Origin of the sequence: Klebsiella sp. HMSC16C06 (assembly GCF_001808325.1) — a bacterium.
GTDB lineage: Bacteria > Pseudomonadota > Gammaproteobacteria > Enterobacterales > Enterobacteriaceae > Klebsiella > Klebsiella variicola.
On the sequence record NZ_KV793024.1, the window covers coordinates 327,696 to 345,073 of the forward strand.

General features: G+C 56.9%; 17 protein-coding genes and 1 rRNA gene. 8 read left to right on the top strand and 10 right to left on the bottom strand.

The window, feature by feature from the left end; translation table 11 throughout:
* Nucleotides 1-33: 33 nt before the first annotated feature.
* From rseC to rseD, 5 genes are read right to left on the bottom strand one after another with little or no spacing between them, the layout of a single operon-like run.
* A complete protein-coding gene (gene rseC, locus HMPREF3142_RS25865) occupies nucleotides 34-513 on the bottom strand; it encodes a SoxR-reducing system protein RseC (protein ID WP_008803764.1) in 480 nt (159 codons plus the stop codon).
* Nucleotides 510-1,466: a sigma-E factor regulatory protein RseB gene (gene rseB, locus HMPREF3142_RS25870; protein WP_012540854.1), complete on the bottom strand. Its 957-nt coding sequence runs from the start codon at nucleotides 1,464-1,466 to the stop codon at nucleotides 510-512. Before rseB ends, rseC begins: the two co-directional genes overlap by 4 nt.
* Nucleotides 1,466-2,116, bottom strand: a complete 651-nt coding sequence (gene rseA, locus HMPREF3142_RS25875) for an anti-sigma-E factor RseA (RefSeq protein WP_008803762.1) — start codon at nucleotides 2,114-2,116, stop codon at nucleotides 1,466-1,468. Before rseA ends, rseB begins: the two co-directional genes overlap by 1 nt.
* 32 nt (nucleotides 2,117-2,148) lie before the next feature.
* On the bottom strand, nucleotides 2,149-2,724 hold the full coding sequence (gene rpoE, locus HMPREF3142_RS25880) for an RNA polymerase sigma factor RpoE (RefSeq protein WP_002914074.1): 576 nt from the start codon (nucleotides 2,722-2,724) through the stop codon (nucleotides 2,149-2,151).
* Complete coding sequence (gene rseD / locus HMPREF3142_RS30265) at nucleotides 2,721-2,816, bottom strand: rpoE leader peptide RseD (RefSeq protein WP_121980491.1); 96 nt, start codon at nucleotides 2,814-2,816, stop codon at nucleotides 2,721-2,723. Before rseD ends, rpoE begins: the two co-directional genes overlap by 4 nt.
* 328 nt (nucleotides 2,817-3,144) lie before the next feature.
* Between rseD and nadB the strand changes: the two genes are divergently transcribed.
* The gene (gene nadB, locus HMPREF3142_RS25885) at nucleotides 3,145-4,764 is read left to right on the top strand and encodes an L-aspartate oxidase (RefSeq protein WP_008803761.1); all 1,620 of its coding nucleotides are present in this window, start codon (nucleotides 3,145-3,147) and stop codon (nucleotides 4,762-4,764) included.
* On the opposite strand, the gene trmN is transcribed toward nadB, so the two are convergent.
* Nucleotides 4,749-5,486 (bottom strand): tRNA(1)(Val) (adenine(37)-N(6))-methyltransferase TrmN, encoded by a 738-nt coding sequence (trmN, locus tag HMPREF3142_RS25890; RefSeq protein ID WP_012967430.1) that lies wholly within the window; start codon nucleotides 5,484-5,486, stop codon nucleotides 4,749-4,751. The two genes, nadB and trmN, sit on opposite strands and share 16 nt — an antisense overlap.
* A 130-nt stretch (nucleotides 5,487-5,616) precedes the next feature.
* Between trmN and srmB the strand changes: the two genes are divergently transcribed.
* The gene (gene srmB, locus HMPREF3142_RS25895; RefSeq protein WP_012540851.1) at nucleotides 5,617-6,948 is read left to right on the top strand and encodes an ATP-dependent RNA helicase SrmB; all 1,332 of its coding nucleotides are present in this window, start codon (nucleotides 5,617-5,619) and stop codon (nucleotides 6,946-6,948) included.
* Between the two features lie 45 nt (nucleotides 6,949-6,993).
* Here the strand turns inward: srmB and grcA are convergent, their stop codons facing one another.
* On the bottom strand, nucleotides 6,994-7,377 hold the full coding sequence (gene grcA / locus HMPREF3142_RS25900) for an autonomous glycyl radical cofactor GrcA (RefSeq protein ID WP_002914084.1): 384 nt from the start codon (nucleotides 7,375-7,377) through the stop codon (nucleotides 6,994-6,996).
* Between the two features lie 311 nt (nucleotides 7,378-7,688).
* Between grcA and ung the strand changes: the two genes are divergently transcribed.
* Complete coding sequence (gene ung / locus HMPREF3142_RS25905; protein WP_012540850.1) at nucleotides 7,689-8,378, top strand: uracil-DNA glycosylase; 690 nt, start codon at nucleotides 7,689-7,691, stop codon at nucleotides 8,376-8,378.
* Nucleotides 8,379-8,435: 57 nt separating this feature from the next.
* Here ung and HMPREF3142_RS25910 read toward each other — a convergent pair whose 3' ends face one another.
* Nucleotides 8,436-9,521 (bottom strand): tRNA/rRNA methyltransferase, encoded by a 1,086-nt coding sequence (locus HMPREF3142_RS25910; RefSeq protein ID WP_022064862.1) that lies wholly within the window; start codon nucleotides 9,519-9,521, stop codon nucleotides 8,436-8,438.
* Between the two features lie 203 nt (nucleotides 9,522-9,724).
* On the opposite strand from HMPREF3142_RS25910, the gene trxC reads away from it, so the two are divergent.
* From trxC to HMPREF3142_RS25935, 5 genes are all read left to right on the top strand, one after another.
* Nucleotides 9,725-10,150, top strand: coding sequence for a thioredoxin TrxC (gene trxC, locus HMPREF3142_RS25915; RefSeq protein WP_002914091.1), 426 nt, complete (start codon nucleotides 9,725-9,727; stop codon nucleotides 10,148-10,150).
* Nucleotides 10,151-10,219: 69 nt separating this feature from the next.
* Entirely contained in the window at nucleotides 10,220-10,918 is a 699-nt protein-coding gene (gene tapT / locus HMPREF3142_RS25920; protein WP_064170353.1) for a tRNA-uridine aminocarboxypropyltransferase, read from the top strand.
* Between the two features lie 34 nt (nucleotides 10,919-10,952).
* Nucleotides 10,953-13,604: a bifunctional acetate--CoA ligase family protein/GNAT family N-acetyltransferase gene (locus tag HMPREF3142_RS25925; RefSeq protein ID WP_012540847.1), complete on the top strand. Its 2,652-nt coding sequence runs from the start codon at nucleotides 10,953-10,955 to the stop codon at nucleotides 13,602-13,604.
* Between the two features lie 120 nt (nucleotides 13,605-13,724).
* Nucleotides 13,725-15,080 (top strand): CDP-diacylglycerol--serine O-phosphatidyltransferase, encoded by a 1,356-nt coding sequence (gene pssA, locus HMPREF3142_RS25930; RefSeq protein ID WP_008803754.1) that lies wholly within the window; start codon nucleotides 13,725-13,727, stop codon nucleotides 15,078-15,080.
* 41 nt (nucleotides 15,081-15,121) lie between these two features.
* Nucleotides 15,122-15,445 carry a YfiM family lipoprotein gene (locus tag HMPREF3142_RS25935; protein WP_008803753.1) on the top strand — a complete coding sequence of 108 codons (324 nt, stop codon included), beginning with the start codon at nucleotides 15,122-15,124 and terminating at the stop codon, nucleotides 15,443-15,445.
* 3 nt (nucleotides 15,446-15,448) lie between these two features.
* Here HMPREF3142_RS25935 and HMPREF3142_RS25940 read toward each other — a convergent pair whose 3' ends face one another.
* Both HMPREF3142_RS25940 and rrf read right to left on the bottom strand, forming a co-directional pair.
* Nucleotides 15,449-16,747 (bottom strand): MFS transporter, encoded by a 1,299-nt coding sequence (locus tag HMPREF3142_RS25940; RefSeq protein WP_012540846.1) that lies wholly within the window; start codon nucleotides 16,745-16,747, stop codon nucleotides 15,449-15,451.
* A 430-nt stretch (nucleotides 16,748-17,177) separates the two neighbouring features.
* Nucleotides 17,178-17,293, bottom strand: a 5S ribosomal RNA gene (gene rrf / locus HMPREF3142_RS25945).
* Nucleotides 17,294-17,378 lie beyond the last annotated feature (85 nt).

Below are 17,378 nucleotides of genomic sequence, written 5' to 3' on the forward strand. Positions count from 1 at the left end.
AGGAAGAGTAAATAAAGATGAGGGGCAGTGAAATCACTGCCCCATTTCAGAGGAGGGCGTATCAACACGCAGCAGATCCGGCGGCAAACCGACGCTTAAAATCACCGGCTGCCATGACTGGCGAGCAGCCAGCTGCGGCGACAGACCGCGCGCCACCAGGAAGCCGCCGACGCCGCCCAGCAGCGCGCCGCAAAGTGACGCGATATCGCTGGCAAACAGCACCTGGAAAATGGACGCCATCACAAACAGCCCCACCAGCGGCGCCATATAGACGAGCAGCGCTGAGCCCAGCAGGCTACTTTCAGCGATCCCCAGCTCCACTTTTTGCCCCGCGGCCAATGGCTGCTCGCAGGGCACGCTAATGGTATGGCTGGTCTGCGGCCCCAGCTTGTTTAACACCCGGCTACCGCAGCCGGCACGGGAAGCGCAGCTGCTGCAGGAGGCTTTAACGTCGCAGTGCACCTGCGCCACGCCGTTATGCCAGGAAACCACGGTGGCCCACTCTTTAATCATTGTACTGCCTTGAATTTAATACTGTCAGAGATACGCTTCGCCGTCTGCGGCGGCAGTTCGCCCACCACGGTGATCTCCGCGTTATCGCGTACCGTCGTGCTGACGGTACGTCGGCCGGTGCGCAACAGCTGGTCGCTGCTGGCCGCCGTGGCGCGGTTGATATTGATCGAGAAGCTGAACAAGCCGTCGGAATAGAGACGTGATTCGACTGGACCGTCAAAAGTGGGCAAACGGCGCTGACTGCTGGAAACTTCAGCCATCCCCTGGGGAAGCCACGTTGGCGCCCAGTTGAAGTTGGCTTTGTCGCCCCCTTCAGGGACGGACAGCTGCGGCGGTAGATTCGCTTTTGCCAGCGTCTCCATGCTGGCGCTGACGTTATCGCCAACGTTGAAGGAGACAACCCGGAACTGCTCCAGCGTTTCACCGTCGCGGTCGAGCAAATCGACGCGCAGCGGCAGTTTGGTCTCGGCGTCCAGCCAGGCGATAAAGCTATAGCGCGTACCGTCGCGAGCTACGACGCGGATCACGTCGCAGAGGCGGTCAGCGATACGGGTACGGCCAACGGAGATAAAATCATACGCAGCGGAGAGGCGTTTGAAATCGCTATAAACCAACGATGGCAGCGAATCGACGATGTAGTCGCCGTTGAGGGTGAAAGGATCGAGACCGGGTTCAAAATAGCTGATTTCCGTGCCGCGCAGGACCACTTCCCGGCGCGGACCGTCCAGCTGCAGCAGTTGCGCCAGCGGTTGATTGTTCAGTCGCGCATGACGATAGCGCAGCGACTCAACGCCTTGTTTATTGATGCTGACGAAAGACAGCTCATAATTGAGGGACTGGCTGGCCAGGTTCATCTGCTGCAACAACGCCCCGGACGATGTATCAGCCGAGGCGTTGACAGAGAACAACAGGCTGCCTGCCATGAGCGACATGGCACACCAAAGTTGCTTCATTACTGCGATTGCGTTCCTAAAGTTTGATAACCCGGCACCTGGACTGCTGCCTGCTGAGTCTGGGCCTGGCCAAACTGCAGCTGCTCAGCGTGCAGGCGGCGCTGCAGTTCATAGTCCTGCAACATGGCGTTAATCCGGCGGCGCTGTTCCTGGACTTGCGCCTGCTGGCCGCTACCCGCTGATGCGTCAGCCGGCACGCCAAGGCTTACCGGGCTCGCTTTACCCATCATCGGCAGGGTATTGAACACTGGCGCCTCTGGCTGCTGAGTCGCATCAGATTGCCCATTATAGTGCTGGACGCCGACGATAACCGCAAGCGATACGCAGGCGGCAACGCCCATTTGGGTGAGTGAGCTGGCCCATGGACGCACTTTGTTCCAGAACGGCATCTGCCGCCACTGGTGGGGTGCGGGCTGAGATTCAGGAATAAGCGGCGCCGTCTGACGAACGGGCTCATTTTCAATGGCGGCCATCACCCGGGCGGAGATATCGAATTGCAGCACCTCTGCGGTATCGCCACGCAGCGTATCGCGAATGAGGTGATAGCTCTCCCAGGTTTTTTGCATCTCAGAGGAACGGCTCAGCTCGTTGAGCAGTTCTTTATCCAGCGTTTCACCATCCATTAAAGCCGAAAGTTGTTCTTTCTGCATGCCTGATACCCTTTTCCAGTATTCCGCTATCGTCAACGCCTGATAAGCGGTTGAACTTTATTATCAATAGCTTCTCGCGCCCGGAAGATACGCGAACGCACCGTCCCAACCGGACAATCCATGATAGCGGCTATCTCTTCATAGCTCAGGCCATCCAGCTCCCGTAACGTAATTGCCATGCGTAAATCTTCCGGGAGCGATTCAATGGTACGAAAAACTATTTGTCTCAGTTCTTCTGACAACATTAAGTTCTCAGGGTTCGAAATTTCTTTCAACGCCCCGCCGCTTTCGAAGTTTTCCGCCTCGTTGGCGTCAACATCGCTGGACGGCGGACGGCGTCCCTGAGCAACCAGATAATTCTTCGCCGTGTTGACGGCGATACGGTATAACCAGGTGTAAAAAGCGCTATCTCCCCGGAAAGAGTCCAGCGCACGCCATGCCTTAACGAACGATTCCTGAACAACGTCAGCGATATCGCCCGGCGGTACATAGCGGGAAACCAGACTCGCGACCTTATGCTGATAGCGCACCACCAGCAAATTAAACGCTTTCTGATCTCCTTTCTGGACCCGTTCAACAAGGACCTGATCCGTTAACTGCTCGCTCATCCGAGGTAATGTCTCCCCAAACCCAATTCCCATGCGTCTTCAAAACACCACCCAAAATCTGCATTATGAGCAAGCTGACTGTTGGAGTGCATGAAAACAATAAAGTTCCGTTACGCTTTTGTTTTTTGTCTGGCAACGGCGGCAGATCGTTATCAATCATTATATGCCCAGGTTGCTAAACAACAGGTTAGTCAATAAGAAAAAGCGCAGGCCCGACTGAAGGGTATCGTAACACAGTGTTTATTTCACTATAAAATCCAATGCTAACAACCTGCTCCACTTCTCTTTTTTACCGCACAACGCCCCTTTTCCCGGCCCCTTCTGTTTAGCCGTCACAACACCAGGCAAAAAAATATGTACGATTCCTCACGCGCTGGTGCTATTGTGAGCTAAATGTGTTTAGTAAATTAAACAAAGACGATGAATACCACTCCTGACTTCTCTTGTGATGTGTTGATTATCGGCAGCGGCGCTGCCGGTCTCTCCCTCGCGCTGCGCCTGGCGGAGCACAGTTCGGTGACGGTGCTGAGTAAAGGGCCGATCAGCGAAGGTTCGACGTTCTATGCGCAGGGCGGGATTGCCGCCGTCTTCGATGAGACGGACAGTATCGAATCCCATGTTGAAGATACGCTGATCGCCGGCGCGGGACTCTGCGATCGCCATGCGGTCACCTTCGTCGCCAGCAACGCCAGACCGTGCGTACAATGGCTTATCGATCAGGGCGTGCTGTTTGACACCCAGGTCCAGGCCAATGGCGAAGAGAGCTACCATCTCACTCGCGAAGGGGGGCACAGCCATCGACGCATTCTTCACGCCGCCGACGCTACCGGCAAAGCGGTAGAGACAACGCTGGTCGATAAAGCCCTTGCTCATCCTAATATCCGCATCATTGAGCGCAGCAATGCCGTTGATTTGATTGTCTCGGACAAGATTGGCCTGCCGGGCACGCGCCGGGTGGTCGGGGCCTGGATCTGGAACCGCAATAAAGAGCGGGTAGAAACCTGCAGCGCGAAGGCGGTGGTGCTTGCGACCGGCGGGGCCGCCAAGGTTTATCAATATACCACTAACCCTGACGTCTCTTCCGGAGACGGCATTGCGATGGCCTGGCGGGCGGGCTGCCGGGTAGCGAATCTCGAATTCAACCAGTTCCACCCCACCGCGCTGTATCATCCACAGGCACGCAATTTCCTGCTTACTGAAGCGCTGCGCGGCGAAGGCGCCCACCTTAAACGCCCGGACGGCACCCGCTTTATGCCGGACTTTGACGAGCGCGGCGAGCTGGCCCCGCGCGATATCGTCGCCCGCGCCATCGACCATGAAATGAAGCGCCTGGGCGTTGACTGTATGTTCCTTGATATCAGCCATAAACCCGAGGCGTTTGTTCGCCAGCACTTCCCGATGATTTACGAAAAGCTGCTCGGTCTGGGAATTGATTTAACCAAAGATCCGGTGCCGGTCGTCCCCGCCGCGCATTACACCTGCGGCGGCGTGATGGTGGATGATAATGGCCGTACTGACGTCGATGGCTTATACGCCATCGGCGAAGTCAGCTATACCGGGCTGCACGGCGCCAACCGCATGGCCTCGAACTCGCTGCTGGAGTGTCTGGTCTACGGCTGGTCCGCCGCGGAGGATATCGCCCGGCGCCTGCCGCTGGCTCAGAAGGTCACCACCCTGCCGGCGTGGGATGAAAGTCAGGTGGAGATCCCGGATGAACTGGTGGTTATCCAGCATAACTGGCACGAGCTGCGCCTGCTGATGTGGGATTATGTCGGCATTGTGCGCACAACGCGCAGACTGGAGCGCGCCCTGCGGCGCATTACCATGCTCCAGCAGGAGCTGGATGAGTATTACGCCCGCTTCCGCGTCTCGAATAATCTGCTGGAGCTGCGCAATCTGGTGCAGGTGGCGGAGCTTATCGTACGCTGCGCGATGTTACGTAAGGAGAGCCGCGGGCTGCACTATACCCTCGACTATCCGCAGCCGCTGCCGAACAGCGGCCCGTCGATACTGTCGCCCCTGGCTCACATAAAGAGATAAAAATCCCCGGTCAGAGCAGTAAACCCTTCAGAGTACTGCTGCTCTGGCCCGCGGATCGCCAGTCTGTCGCAGAAACACTCTCCTGCCGTCGGGGAGAACGCCAGCAGCACCCGGTGCGGCGGCCGCAGTTCGGTCTCCGCCACGTCAGTGCGCAGTCGCAAATGCCACCCCATCGCCGTTGCCCGCTCGATAAACGCATTACCGATATCCACCGGCAGCACCACGCAAAAAAAACCTTCTTCGGTGATATGCTCTGCGGCACAGGTCAGCAGGGAGGCGTGATCGAGCGTCGTGGTATACCGCGCCTGCTCCCGCTGCGAGGTAGCGCATGGCACGCCTTCGGCAAAAAAAGGCGGGTTACTGATTATCAGTTCATAGCGTCGGGTTTGCGACGGCTGCCACTGATGGATATCGGCCTGGCAGACTTCTATGCGCGAAGACCACGGTGACGCGAGGGCATTTTCCCGCGCCTGAGCGGCTGCCTCCTCGTCCAGTTCGACCGCATCGACTTGCACATCGTGACCGGTACGCTGGGCGAGCATTAGCGCCAGCAGGCCGCTGCCCGCGCCAATATCCAGCACATGCTTCACCCCGGCAATCGGCGCCCAGGCGCCAAGCAAAATGCCATCAGTGCCCACCTTCATCGCGCAACGATCGTGGGCGACAAAGAACTGTTTGAAGGTAAAACCATTGCGCGGCAGCGCAAACTTCGACTGAGACATCCTCAATAACCTTGCCGACAAAACTCCTGAACGTAAGGCTATGCACAATACCGGAGAACAGATAGCCTTACAAACAGATGAACATTACGTCAGTAACGTCTATAATCGGCGGCCCACTCAGAGGTAGAACATGACTGTAACGACTTTTTCCGAACTTGAACTCGACGAAAACCTGCTGGAGGCCCTCCAGGATAAAGGTTTCACTCGCCCGACAGCCATTCAGGCCGCCGCTATTCCGCCTGCGCTCGATGGCCGTGACATTCTCGGTTCAGCGCCGACCGGCACCGGTAAAACGGCGGCGTATCTGCTGCCAGCGTTGCAGCACCTGCTCGATTTCCCGCGTAAGAAATCCGGGCCGCCGCGCATTCTTATCCTGACGCCGACCCGTGAGCTGGCGATGCAGGTGGCTGACCACGCCCGCGAGCTGGCGAAGCATACCCATCTGGATATCGCCACCATTACCGGCGGCGTAGCGTACATGAACCACGCGGAAGTGTTCAGCGAAAACCAGGATATCGTGGTCGCTACCACCGGTCGCCTGCTGCAGTATATTAAAGAAGAGAACTTTGACTGCCGCGCCGTCGAGACCCTGATCCTCGATGAAGCCGACCGCATGCTGGACATGGGCTTTGCTCAGGATATCGAAACCATCGCCGGTGAAACCCGCTGGCGTAAGCAGACCATGCTGTTCTCCGCCACGCTGGAAGGCGATGCGATCAAAGATTTTGCCGAACGCCTGCTGGAAGAGCCGGTTGAAGTCTCCGCTACCCCATCGACCCGCGAACGTAAAAAAATTCATCAGTGGTACTATCGCGCCGACGATATCGAGCATAAAACCGCGCTGCTGATTCATTTGCTGAAGCAGCCGGAAGCAACCCGCTCCATCGTCTTCGTGCGTAAGCGCGAGCGCGTTCACGAACTCGCCGCTAAGCTGCACGAAGCAGGGATTAACACCTGCTGGCTGGAGGGCGAGATGGTGCAGATTAAGCGCAACGAAGCGATTAAACGCCTGACCGATGGTCGCGTGAACGTGCTGATCGCCACCGACGTCGCCGCACGCGGTATTGATATCCCGGATGTCAGCCACGTGTTTAACTTCGACATGCCGCGCACCGCCGATATCTATTTGCACCGTATCGGTCGTACCGGCCGCGCCGGTAAAAAAGGCATCGCCATTTCGCTGGTTGAAGCGCATGACCACCTGCTGCTGGGCAAGATCGGCCGCTACGTTGAAGAACCGCTGAAAGCCCGCGTGATTGATGAATTGCGACCGAAAACCCGCGCGCCGAGCGAGAAGTTAACCGGTAAACCGTCGAAGAAAGTATTGGCGAAGCGCGCCGAGAAAAAAGAGAAAGAAAAAGAGAAACCGCGGGTGAAGAAACGCCACCGCGACACCAAAAATATCGGTAAGCGCCGTAAGCCAAGCGCGGCCGGGACGCCATCAACGTCCACTGAAGAGTAAAAAAAACGCCGGGACATCCCGGCGTTTTCACATCTGGCTTCAGCCTTACAGGCTTTCGGTAAAGGTACGGGCGATAACGTCGCGCTGCTGTTCCGGAGTCAGGGAGTTGAAGCGTACCGCATAGCCGGAAACACGAATGGTCAGCTGCGGGTATTTTTCCGGGTGCTCAACCGCGTCCAGCAGAGTTTCGCGACGCAGCACGTTCACGTTCAGGTGCTGACCGCCTTCCACGCGAACTTCTGGTTTCACGTCTACCGGAATTTCACGGTATTCGATTTCACCCAGTTTGCTCACCGCCACCACGTCGTCTTCCGCAAAACCACCTTTGGCACACAGGCAGCGCGCTTCGCCTTTTTCGCTGTCCAGCAGCCAGAAAGAGTTCAGCAGGTCGTCGTTTGCCGCTTTAGTAATTTGGATACCAGTAATCATTTGATGCCTCCCAGGCAGTGTTTATTCGATTTTGGCCTCTTCGCGGCCAATTGGTAAAACCATTGTTGTATGAGTGTATATATATCAGCCGCACCCTCGGCATTCCTTGATATAAATCAATAAAAACCACTCACACAAAGTGGGTATAGGGGGATTTTATTGTTTTACATCAAGTTAGGCCATGGGGTCTCATAAATAATTTTGTAAATTTTCAATTTTTTTTGCATAAAAGCCCACATCAAGCCGTGCCGATTTTGTTCTGTAGAAAGAAGCCGTTAAGCTATAGCGATGACCCTTTGCAGGAGAGCAAGATGACCACCTCTTTAACCTGGCATGACGTGCTGGCGGATGAAAAGCAACAACCCTATTTTCTCAATACACTGAAGACCGTCGCCGAAGAGCGCCAGTCCGGGATCACCATCTACCCACCGCAAAAAGACGTCTTCAATGCGTTTCGCTTTACCGAGCTGGGCGACGTCAAAGTCGTCATTCTCGGCCAGGATCCCTATCACGGCCCGGGTCAGGCCCATGGTCTGGCATTCTCGGTTCGCCCGGGCGTCGCGATCCCGCCCTCGCTCTTGAACATGTACAAAGAGCTGGAGGCCACGATCCCCGGTTTTACTCGCCCCACTCACGGTTATCTCGAAAGCTGGGCGCGTCAGGGCGTACTTCTGCTTAATACGGTCCTGACCGTCCGCGCCGGGCAGGCGCACTCGCACGCCAGCCTTGGCTGGGAGACCTTTACCGATAAAGTTATCGCGTTAATCAATGAGCATTGCGAGGGGGTGGTCTTTCTGCTGTGGGGTTCTCATGCGCAGAAGAAAGGCGCGATTATCGATCGTCAGCGCCACTGCGTGCTGAAAGCGCCGCACCCATCGCCGCTCTCTGCGCATCGCGGCTTCTTTGGCAGCAACCATTTCGTACAGACCAACCAGTGGCTGGCTGACCGCGGCGAAGCGCCGATCGACTGGATGCCGGTCCTCCCCGCCGAAAGCGAGTGATCGACAGCCATAAAAAAAGCCAGCATCAGCTGGCTTTTTCGCATTCAGGCAGGCGAATTACGCCTTGTTCTGACGCCACCATTCTGCCAGCAGGACGCCGGTCGCCACAGAGACGTTCAGGCTTTCGACATTGCCGGTACCGTTGATGGCAACGCTGAGATCGGAGCTGGAAATCGCCGCATCGGACAGACCATCACGCTCCTGGCCTAACACCAGCACCATTTTCTTCGGCAGCTCGGCTTTAAACAGCGGCGTACCATTATGGCTGGACGTTGAGACAATCGCGTAGCCCGCTTTGCGGAACTGATCCAGGGTATCGATAAAGCTGTCGCCGGTGATCGGTTCAACATGCTCCGCCCCGCCCTCCGCCGTACGGATCGCCGCCCCGGACTCCAGCACGCCAGCATCCTGAACCACCACGCCCTTCACGCCGAAGTGCGCGCAGCTGCGCATGATCGCCCCGAGGTTGTGCGGGTTACCCACGTCTTCCAGCGCCAGAACGCAATCGTCTTCTGCCGCCTTCGCGACCCACTGGGCAACAGAAGTGCCGTGGCGTTTTTTGATCAGGAAGCAGACCCCGCCGTGGTGCTCGGTGCCGGAGGCTTTCGCCAGCTCGGCTTCGTCCACCACATGATAGGCTTTACGGTTGGCCGCCATCCAGCGCAGCGCCTCTTTAAAGCGGGGCGTGACGCTCTGGATAAACCAGGCGCGAACGATAGCTTCCGGACGGCTCTGGAACAGCGCCTGGCAGGCGTTTTCGCCATACACGCGGGTCTCTTCCGCACGCTGACGACGCAGTACTTCCGGATCGATAAAGCTCTTCCCGCTGATCCCGCCGTGATCTTCTTTTACCGGCGTCTCATCGCCAGGAGCACGGGAAACGGTACGCCACGGAGACGCATCGTCACGATGAAAATCATCGCGCTTGCGATCGTCACGCTTACGGTCGTCACGTTTGCGATCGTCGCCGCGGCTGTTTCGTTCGTCACGCGCAGGGCGGCTGCGGCCGTCAACACGAGATTTTCCTGGACGACCTCCCCCTTTCCCGGTACGTGGGTTATGGGTGCGTTTGTCAGAATCATCATCACTGCGGACATACATCACTTTGACCTTGCCGCTTTTATTTTTCAGTTCGTCGCTCATCAATTTTCTCCACCTGCGCTGCGCGAAGCGCGCAGATTACCCGATGTGTCATCGCTTCGCCATGATTTCGTTTAAAAGCCGGCCTCTATTGCACTCATCGAACAAAACGCATTGTCCTTAAATAACACTTAATCGATAATATGTAACATCACAGAAACATATCGGCCACGTGCCACGTTGCAACCCATAACCAGAGGTTAGTTATGAATACCGTTTGTGCCAGTTGTCAGGCTCTGAACCGCCTCCCGGACGATCGTAGCGCGGATGGCGCAAAGTGCGGACGCTGCGGTCACGATCTTTTTGACGGCGACGTCATCAACGCGACCGGGGCAACGCTGGATAAACTCTTAAAGGACGATCTGCCGGTCGTTGTCGATTTCTGGGCGCCATGGTGCGGCCCCTGCCGTAGCTTCGCGCCGATCTTTGAAGATGTCGCGGAAGAGCGTAGCGGGAAGATGCGTTTTGTGAAAGTCAACACCGAAGCGGAACGTGAGCTTAGCGCCCGGTTTCGTATCCGCAGCATCCCGACCATTATGATGTTCAAAAATGGCGAAGTGATCGACATGCTCAATGGCGCGGTGCCAAAAGCGCCATTTGATAGCTGGCTGAACGAAGCCGGCCAACAGTAATCCTTCCGGGGCACCGCTTGTGCCCCGTTTTCACCTCTGCGACAATAGCGTTTTTCTCTAGCGACTCCCATGATTGAAAACGCAGTCCTTCGCCTGCGCGCTGAACGCCTCGCGCGTGCTACCCGGCCTTTCCTTGCTCGCGGCAACCGCATCCGCCGCTGTCAGCGCTGCCTGCTGCCGCTCAAGCAGTGCCTGTGCGCAACATTAGTGCCAGCGCAGGCCACCAGCCGCTTCTGCCTGGTGATGTTTGATACAGAACCGATGAAGCCCAGCAACACCGGCCGGCTCATCGCCGATATTCTGCCTGATACCGAGGCTTTTCAATGGTCGAGAACCGAGCCGCCGCAGGCGCTGCTCGATCTGGTCGCGCATCCTGATTATCAACCGATGGTGGTTTTCCCTGCCTCCTATGCCGGGCCGGAGCGCCAGATCCTGAGCGCGCCGCCGTCCGGCAAGCCGCCGCTATTTATTATGCTCGACGGCACCTGGACCGAAGCGCGCAAAATGTTCCGCAAGAGCCCTTATCTTGACGCGCTACCGATAATCTCCGTCGATCTGTCACGCATCTCTGCCTATCATCTGCGCGAGGCGCACGCCGACGGACAATACTGTACCGCGGAAGTAGCCATCGCCCTGCTGGATCTGGCGGACGATGCCCCGGCCGCCGCTGCGCTTGGCGAGCACTTCACCCGCTTCCGGACCCGCTATCTGGCGGGAAAAACCCAGCATAAGGGCAGTATCACAGCGGACCAGGTGGAAAACGTTTAAAATCATTCGGTCACTGGGATGAAAGGAGACCGGTATGAGCCAACGAGGCCTGGAAGCACTGCTGCGACCAAAGTCCATCGCCGTTATTGGCGCATCAATGAAGCCGCAGCGCGCTGGCTATCTCATGATGCGCAACCTGTTAGCCGGCGGTTTCAATGGCCCGGTACTGCCGGTGACCCCCGCCTGGAAGGCGGTGCTCGGGGTGCTGGCATGGCCCACGATTGAGAGCCTGCCGTTTACGCCGGATCTGGCGGTGCTCTGTACTAACGCCCGGCGTAATATCGAATTGCTCGAAGCCTTAGGGCAGAAAGGGTGTAAAACCTGCATCATTCTCTCTTCGCAGCCGGAACAGTATCCGGCGCTGCTCGAATGCGCCGCCCGCTATCAGATGCGCCTGCTCGGCCCAAACAGCCTGGGGTTGCTGGCGCCGTGGCAAGGCCTGAACGCCAGCTTCTCGCCGGTCGCGATCCACCGCGGTAAACTGGCCTTTATCTCGCAGTCGGCTGCCGTCTCTAATACCATCCTTGACTGGGCGCAGCAGCGCGAGATGGGGTTTTCCTACTTCATCGCGCTGGGCGATAGCCTGGACATTGATGTCGATGACCTGCTGGACTTCCTGGCCCGCGACAGCAAGACCAGCGCCATTTTGCTTTACCTCGAGCATCTAAGCGATGCGCGTCGGTTTGTCTCCGCCGCGCGCAGCGCTTCGCGAAACAAGCCTATCCTGGTGATTAAAAGCGGCCGTAGCCCCGCGGCGCAAAAGCTGTTGCACGTCAACTCCGGGATGGATCCGGCATGGGATGCAGCCATCCAGCGTGCTGGCCTGCTGCGGGTGCAGGACACCCATGAGCTGTTCTCCGCCGTGGAAACGCTCAGCCATATGCGCCCGCTACGCGGTGAAAAGCTGATGATCGTCAGTAATGGCGCGGCTCCGGCGGCGCTGGCGCTGGATGAACTCTGGCTGCGGAATGGCAAACTGGCGGTCCTCAGCGAGGAGACCCGCGACGCCCTGCGCCAGGCGTTGCCGGTTGGCGTCGAGATCGCCAACCCGTTAGATCTGCGGGATGATGCCAGCAGCGAACATTATCAGCAGGCCGTGAATATTTTGCTCAACAGTCAGGACTATGACGCGCTGCTGGTGATCCACTCGCCCAGCGCGGCCGCGCCGGGCACGGAGAGTGCGCTGGCCCTGATTGACGCTCTGAAGCATCATCCGCGCGGTAAATATGTCACCGTGCTGACCAACTGGTGCGGCGAATTTTCCTCGCAGGAAGCGCGACGTTTATTCAGCGATGCCGGCCTCCCAACCTACCGTACGCCAGAGGGCACGATCACCGCTTTTATGCATATGGTGGAATACCGTCGCAACCAGAAACAACTGCGCGAGACGCCGGTGCTACCGGATTCGTTAACCGCCAATACCAGCGAAGCACATGCTCTGCTGCAGCAAGCGATAGATGACGGCGCCACCACGCTGGATACCCATGAGGTCAGCCCGGTGCTCCGGGCCTATGGCATCCATACTCTGCCGACATGGATTGCCGCTGACAGCGCAGAAGCAGTGCATATCGCTGAGCAGATAGGCTATCCGGTCGCGCTGAAGCTGCGTTCTCCGGATATCCCGCACAAATCGGAAGTACAGGGGGTCATGCTCTATCTGCGTACCGCCGCCGAAGTGCAGCAAGCGGCAGATGCGATGATCGATCGCGTCAGACTGGCCTGGCCCCAGGCGCGCATCCATGGTCTGCTGGTGCAGAGTATGGCTAATCGCGCCGGCGCCCAGGAGCTGAGAGTGGTTGTTGAGCACGATCCCGTCTTCGGCCCGTTGATTATGCTGGGCGAAGGCGGCGTGGAGTGGCGGGCCGAGGATCAGGCCGCGGTGGCGCTGCCGCCGTTGAATATGAACCTGGCGCGTTATCTGGTGATCCAGGCGATCAAAAATAAAAAGATCCGCGGTCGCAGCGCATTGCGCCCGCTGGATATCGCGGGCCTGAGCCAGCTACTGGTTCAGGTATCGAATCTGATCGTCGACTGCCCGGAGATCCAGCGCCTGGACATTCATCCCCTGCTCGCCTCCGGCAACGAGTTTACGGCGCTGGACGTCACGCTGGGCCTGGCCCCCTTTGACGGCGACAGTGAAAGCCGCCTTGCGATTCGTCCCTATCCGCACCAGCAGGAGGAGTGGGTGGTGATGAAAAATGGCGATCGCTGCCTGTTTCGGCCGATCCTTCCGGAAGATGAGCCGCAGCTGCTCGCGTTTATCGCTCAGGTCACCAAAGAAGATCTCTATTATCGCTATTTTAGTGAGATCAACGAATTTACCCATGACGATTTAGCCAATATGACGCAGATCGACTACGATCGTGAAATGGCGTTTGTTGCCGTCAGGACCACTGCAGAGAAGAGCGAAATTCTCGGCGTGACGCGGGCGATCTCCGATCCCGACAATATTGACGCCGAGTTTGCCGTTCTGGTCCGTTCAGATTTAAAAGGGTTAGGCCTGGGGCGAAGGCTGCTGGAAAAGCTGATCGCCTATACGCAAAGCCATGGCCTGCAACGCCTTAATGGCATTACGATGCCGAATAACAGAGGCATGATCGGCCTGGCCAGAAAGCTGGGATTCACCGTTGATATTCAGCTGGAAGATGGGATTGTCAGTCTATCGCTGCCCCTGAATCAGGGATAATCGCGTCACGCTGACCGCAATTGTTGACCACATTAGCGGGTAGTAATGGTATTATTGCCCGCTTACGTCGTCTGCATGGTACAGAAGACCCTTCAATAAACAGAGAAGAAACGCACTGTGATGTTGTCAAAATTTAAGCGTAATAAACATCAACAACACCTTGCCCAACTCCCTAAGCTTTCTCAGTCAGTTGATGATGTAGAGTTCTTTTACGCCCCTGCGGATTTCAGGGAAGCGTTACTGACCCGGATTGCCCACGCCACTCAGCGTATATGCATTATTGCGCTCTACCTGGAGCAAGATGATGGCGGAAAAGGAATTTTGCAGGCTCTCTACGACGCCAAACGCCAGCGTCCGGAACTGGATGTCCGCGTTCTGGTAGACTGGCACCGTGCTCAACGTGGTCGTATCGGCGCCGCCGCCTCCAACACCAATGCCGACTGGTATTGCCGGATGGCCGATGAAAACCCAGGTGTGGATATCCCCGTTTACGGCGTGCCGATTAATACCCGGGAGGCGCTCGGCGTTCTCCATTTCAAAGGCTTTATTATCGATGACAGCGTCCTCTACAGTGGCGCCAGCCTGAACGATGTTTATCTGCATCAGCACGACAAGTACCGTTATGACCGCTATCAGTGCATCCGTAACGGCAAAATGGCGGACGTCATGTTCGACTGGGTCGACAATAATCTGGTTCAGGGGCGCGGCGTTAATCGTCTCGACAGACCGGATCGGCCAAAAAGCCCGGAAATCAAAAACGACATTCGCCAGTACCGTCAGGAGCTCCGCGACCGCAGCTACCATTTTGTCGGCACCGCTGGTGACGAAGAACTCTCCGTCACCCCGCTGGTAGGACTGGGGAAATCCAGCCTGCTGAACAAAACTATTTTTCACCTGATGCCTTGTGCCGAGCACAAGCTGACGATCTGTACCCCCTACTTCAACCTCCCTGCCGTACTGGTGAGAAATATCATCCAGCTGCTGCGGGACGGTAAACAGGTGGAGATTATTGTCGGCGATAAAACCGCTAACGATTTCTACATTCCGGAAGATCAACCGTTTAAAATTATCGGTGCGCTTCCCTATCTGTATGAGATCAACCTGCGGCGTTTCCTCAGCCGACTGCAATATTATGTCAATACCGATCAGCTGATCGTTCGCCTGTGGAAGGATGACGATAACAGCTACCATCTGAAAGGCATGTGGGTTGACGATGAGTGGATGCTGCTCACTGGCAACAACCTTAACCCACGCGCCTGGCGGCTCGATCTGGAAAACGCCATTCTGATCCACGATCCAAAGCGGCAGCTGGGGGCCATGCGGGAAAAAGAGCTGAAGCTCATCCGCACCCACACCACGGTAGTGAAACATTATCGGGATCTGCAAAGTATCGCCGACTATCCGGTGAAAGTGCGAAAACTGATCCGCCGCCTGCGACGGATCCGCATTGACCGGTTGATCAGCCGTATTCTCTGACTATCAGCCCCGCGTCGACGGGGCTTTTTTCTGGAAGCGCTATGCGTTCGATAATAGTGATGACATCGCTGCTGTTAACGGGCTGCAGCCACATGGCAAATGATGCATGGTCCGGTCAGGACAAAGCCCAGCATTTTCTGGCCTCGGCGATGCTGTCTGCCGCCGGCAATGAGTATGCGCAACATCAGGGTTACAGCCGGGACCGCAGCGCCGCCATTGGCCTGATGTTTTCCATCAGTCTTGGCGCATCAAAAGAGCTTTGGGACAGCCGCCCGGCAGGGAGCGGCTGGAGCTGGAAAGATTTCGCCTGGGATGTCGCCGGTGCGACCACCGGCTATGCTGTGTGGCAACTGGCGCACCAGTAAGCGTCACAGGCGCAGGCCTTTTCCCTTGCGATGCAGCATCAGGGAAACCAGGAAGGCGATGGCCGCCATCACCGTCACATACCAGTAGAACGCGTGCTCTATCCCCGCCGACTTAAGCGACAGCGCGACATACTCCGCAGAGCCGCCGAACAGCGCGTTCGCGACGGCATAGGAAAGCCCTACCCCAAGCGCGCGGACCTGAGCCGGGAACATCTCTGCTTTCAGGATGCCGCTGATAGAGGTATAGAAACTGACGATCAGCAAGGCGCAGATCACCAGTCCGAAGGCGGCATACGGTGAGCTCACCTTCTGCAGAGCACTGAGAATAGGCACGGTAAATAACGTCGCCAGCACGCCAAAGCACAGCATGGAGGTGCGACGGCCAACTTTATCCGAAAAGGCGCCGAACAGCGGCTGAACCAGCATATAAACGAATAGCGCCGCGGTCATGATCACGCTGGCGGTGCTAGCCGTCATGCCCGCCGTGTTGACCAGATACTTTTGCATATAGGTAGTAAAGGTGTAGAAGGTCAGCGATCCGGCGGCGGTAAAGCCCAACACCATCACGAAGGCCCGGCGATTGCGCCACAACCCTTTAAATGATCCAGCCTCTTTCAGCGCCCGGGTCTCCTGCTTTGAGGTTTCGTCCAGCTGGCGACGCAGCCACAGCGCGACGATAGCCAGTACCGCCCCAAGAGCAAAAGGAATACGCCATCCCCAGGCATGGAGATCTTCATCGCTGAGCACCTGCTGGAGCGCGACAACCACTAATACCGCCAGCAGTTGACCGCCAATCAGCGTAACGTACTGGAAGGAGGCATAGAAGCCTTTCTTACCTTCCACCGCGACTTCACTCATATAGGTCGCACTGGTGCCGTATTCTCCGCCAACAGACAGCCCCTGGAACAGACGCGCCAGCAGCAGCAGCGCCGGGGCCCAGGTGCCGATGACCGCATAACCCGGCAGACAGGCAATCACCAGTGAGCCAAAGCACATCATGCACACCGAGATAAGCATGGAGGCTTTACGTCCGCGGCGGTCGGCGATTCGACCAAACAGCCATCCGCCGATGGGACGCATCAGGAATCCGGCGGCAAATACGCCTGCCGTCTGCAGCAGTTGGGTGGTGGTATTGCCAGATGGAAAAAAGATATGGGCGAAATAGAGCGAGCAGAATGAATAAACGTAAAAATCAAACCACTCAACCAGATTCCCCGAGGAAGCGCCAACTATTGCCCAAATACGACGACGGGTATCGGCCTGATCCGGCGCACCCCGTTCGGTAATGCTACTTTCTGTCATTGTTATATTGCTCCAGCAAAGACTGCAATCTGTCTTGTCGGGCGTACCACGTCACGTAGACAAATTAGTTAGTGAACTAAATGTTATATAATTGTTATATCTTTATATGTGACTGTATTCACATTTTTTTTCGTAAGAGTGGTTTTCGCGATTAACGCCAGCGCAGGGGCAAGGAAAAAGTAGATTATGATGAAGGGATTACCATGACGGGGTTTTATGTTGCTTTGAATGAAGATAATGGGGCGGGTATGGCAGGGTTTTCCCCGGAGGCGGTGCTGCGCACCTTGTCCGGGCTACAGGTCGTGCAGGGCGGGTGCGAATCCGTAGCCCCGGTAAGCGCAGCGCCACCGGGGAGACATGCCGGCACGGTTGCCGGACCACTGAAACGCAAAAAGCCCATCCGGCAGGATGGGCTCTTCACTTGTTTGATGCCTGGCAGTTCCCTACTCTCACATGGGGAGACCCCACACTACCATCGGCGCTACGGCGTTTCACTTCTGAGTTCGGCATGGGGTCAGGTGGGACCACCGCGCTATCGCCGCCAGGCAAATTCTGTTTTCAACACGTCCTGCGGACGCATCGATTAATCTGTATCACGCTGAAAATCTTCTCTCAAATCCGCCAAAACAGC